We start from the raw sequence: 3,085 nt of genomic DNA on the forward strand, positions 1-3,085 counted from the left end.
GGCGCTCGATCCGGTCCACCCGGGCCGCGACGCCCTGCTCGCCCTGGTCGGCGGCAGGCAGCAGGATCCGCGCGCACAGCAGTTCAAGGTGCAGGCGCGGGGAGGTGGCGCCCGTCATCTCGGTCAGCGCCTGGTTGGTGATGTCCGCGGCCCGGGAGAGCTCGGACGCTCCCAGCTGGTTGGCCTGGGTCTGCATCCGGGCGATCTGGTCCTCCGGGACGCCGCGCAGGATCGCGTGGGCGCTTTCCGGCATGGCGCGCACGATGATCAGGTCGCGGAAGCGCTCGAGCAGGTCCTCGACGAAGCGGCGCGGATCGTGGCCGGTCTGCACCACGCGGTCCACCGCGCTGAACACGGTGGACGCGTCGCCCGCGGCGAAGGCGTCGACGACGTCGTCCAGCAGGGAGGCGTGCGTGTAGCCGAGCAGGGAAACGGCCAGCTCGTAGTCCAGCCCATCGGGTCCGGCGCCGGCCATCAGCTGGTCCAGTACGGAGAGCGAGTCGCGGACCGAACCGCCGCCGGCCCGGATCACCAGCGAGAGGACGCCCGGGGCCACCGGAACGTTCTCCTGCCGGCACAGCAGTTCCAGGTACTGCATCAGTGGTTCCGGCGGGACCAGCCGGAAAGGATAGTGGTGGGTCCGGGAGCGGATGGTGCCGATGACCTTGTCCGGCTCCGTGGTGGCGAAGATGAACTTGATGTGTTCCGGCGGCTCTTCGACGATCTTGAGCAGGGCGTTGAAGCCGGCGGACGTGACCATGTGGGCCTCGTCGATGATGAAGATCTTGTACCGGTCGCGCACCGGGGCGAAAGTGGCCCGCTCGCGCAGGTCGCGGGCGTCGTCCACGCCGCCATGGGAGGCGGCGTCGATTTCGATGACGTCGAGGCTGCCGGGGCCGCCGCGGCCGAGTTCAACGCAGGAGTCGCAGGTTCCGCAGGGCGTGGGGGTGGGGCCTTCCGCGCAGTTCAGGCAGCGGGCCAGGATACGGGCCGAGGTGGTCTTGCCGCAGCCGCGCGGGCCGGAGAACAGGTACGCGTGGTTGACGCGGTTCTTCTGCAGCGCCGCCATCAGAGGATGGGTGACGTGTTCCTGCCCGATAACGTCCGCGAAAGTGTCCGGGCGGTAGCGACGGTAAAGGGCTGTACTCACGATCAAACCCTATCGGTTGAAACTGGGCCCGTGCACGCCGAAGCGGCCGGGCTGGGGATAGGCAGCATGGGGGTAAGTAAAGACCCCTCATGCACCTGACAGAGCCCGCTTACCCTTGCTACCTTCCGGTCCTGGGGGAGTTCACAGGATGACACCGCATGAGGGGCCGACGAACAGTCTACCTGACGTCGGACGGCGCCCCGAAATCAACCGCCGATCAGCCGCCGAGGGGCGTCGGGGAGCCGGCGGCGGCGTCGGGAGCATCCCACCAGCGCAGCACGCGGGAGCACCGCAGCGTGGCCCAGCGGCCGATGTCCTCCGCCGTCCAGCGGAACCACATCCGCCCCGGATACGGGCGGTACCCGCCCCAGTTGCCCGGGCTGCGCCGTCCGTGGGCCACTACCTTGATGGCGGGCGACATCCGGTCATCGTGCGGGCAGCCCTCGGCCCGAAAGTACTCGAGGCCGCGCAGGATGTCGTAGTGCCACTGCGGCGGGAACCGGAACTGGGACAGCGAAGGATGCGCCACGGCCCCGGTCCGGTGTGACCGATAGAGCGAATGCATCAGCAGGAATTCGCGGCCGCGTGCCTCCGCGACCTCCACCTTGATCGCGCCGCCGCTGTGCCGGTAAGCAGCCAGCGCCTCCAGCGTGCTGATGGTGGTGTGGAAGGAGGCGTGCTTGGTCGGTGAGCTGTGAGCCTCGCAGTTCCAGCCGCCGTCGTCCAGTTCCTCGGCCAGCAGCCACGACACTGCCTTGTCGATCCGTGGATCGCCGTCGAGCCGCTGGCCCAGCTCGGAGCCGAGCAGCACGGCCATGGCCGTGACGCAGTTCTCGGCCCGGTCCTGGTGCCGGCCGTAGGTCAGCCCGCCGTCGAAGTACTCTGCGCCGTCCAGCAGCCTCCGACAGCCGGCCACGGCCTGCGGGTGCCCCGGGGCCAGCCCGAGCCAGTGCAGCAGCAGCAGGGTGAACATGGTGGAGGTCCATTTGGGGTTGTAGAGGCCGCCGCCCCAGCTGCCGTCCGGATCCTGCGCCTCGAGCAGCAGGGCACCCCAGCCGGAGCCGGCGATTTGGGCTTGCGCGGCAGCCACTTCGCCTTCAGGCGCGTCGCAGAGATCGCGCAGGGTCTGGAACCGGATTGACGGATCCCCGGCCAGCAGCCAGTCCAAGATGCGTGCCGGTGGCACGCTGCCTACCGCTGACTCTGTACCGGTGGCCATGTTGTTTAGTCCCCTTAGAAAAGGGGCTGCCCCCAGCCCCTCACCTCACCCATGGCGTAAGTTTGCCACTGCCGGTCGCAGCCTTCCAGAGCTTAAGGGCGGCGGTACCCGCACGGTCGTGGATTCCATTTTTGAGCCCGGCCTCGGTGCCGGTGGTGACCGTTTCCGGACGGGGCCAAGTCGCCCAATCTCAGCCCCGAGAGGCGTGCGACCGAGGTCCTTGTACTCCCGTGTCCAGCTCCCTGCACTCCTGCCCGATTCGGCACATGGGGCCGCTTTCGGGTACTCTGGTATCTGCTCTTGTGAGCAAGCATCTGGAGGATTCGCCTAGCGGCCTATGGCGCACGCCTGGAACGCGTGTTGGGTTCACGCCCTCGGGGGTTCAAATCCCCCATCCTCCGCCAGACTCAGCGGCCCCGATCTGCACTGCAGACCGGGGCCGCTGGCGTTAAAAGCGCACGGCCGGTCGAGGAGGCGCAGCGCACGGTCGGTCGTTGATGCACAGTGCACGGTCGGACGAGGGTTTCTTGTCGGCGAGCCAGCCGCGGATCGGTCAGCTTCTGCCCATGTTCAGCCCTAACTGTCCATGTTTTGGAGAACGAAAAGCCCCTGACCTGCGGGTATGTTTCAAGGCCGTTTTAAACGTGGACAGGTGCGTCCCGTGGGCCGCGCCGTCAGGCCTGCTGCTCGAGCCGGGCGAGGCGGCGGCGCGCGGC

General features: G+C 68.2%; 2 protein-coding genes, 1 tRNA gene and 1 other RNA gene. 1 reads left to right on the forward strand and 3 read right to left on the reverse strand.

Going from position 1 to position 3,085, the window contains the following annotated elements; genetic code table 11:
• From AC5RV2_RS16315 to AC5RV2_RS16325, 3 genes are all read right to left on the reverse strand, one after another.
• A partial coding sequence (locus AC5RV2_RS16315) for a DNA polymerase III subunit gamma and tau (protein WP_494093204.1) occupies positions 1 to 1,150 on the reverse strand: 1,150 nt, incomplete at its 3' end.
• Positions 1,151 to 1,225: 75 nt separating this feature from the next.
• An RNA gene (ffs, locus tag AC5RV2_RS16320) (signal recognition particle sRNA small type) lies at positions 1,226 to 1,321 on the reverse strand.
• A 46-nt stretch (positions 1,322 to 1,367) separates the two neighbouring features.
• Complete coding sequence (locus AC5RV2_RS16325) at positions 1,368 to 2,336, reverse strand: prenyltransferase/squalene oxidase repeat-containing protein (RefSeq protein ID WP_494093205.1); 969 nt, start codon at positions 2,334 to 2,336, stop codon at positions 1,368 to 1,370.
• A 349-nt stretch (positions 2,337 to 2,685) separates the two neighbouring features.
• On the opposite strand from AC5RV2_RS16325, the gene AC5RV2_RS16330 reads away from it, so the two are divergent.
• Positions 2,686 to 2,773: transfer RNA gene (locus AC5RV2_RS16330), tRNA-Ser, on the forward strand.
• The last annotated feature ends 312 nt before the right edge of the window (positions 2,774 to 3,085 follow it).

The organism is Arthrobacter sp. Y3225116 (assembly GCF_059091245.1).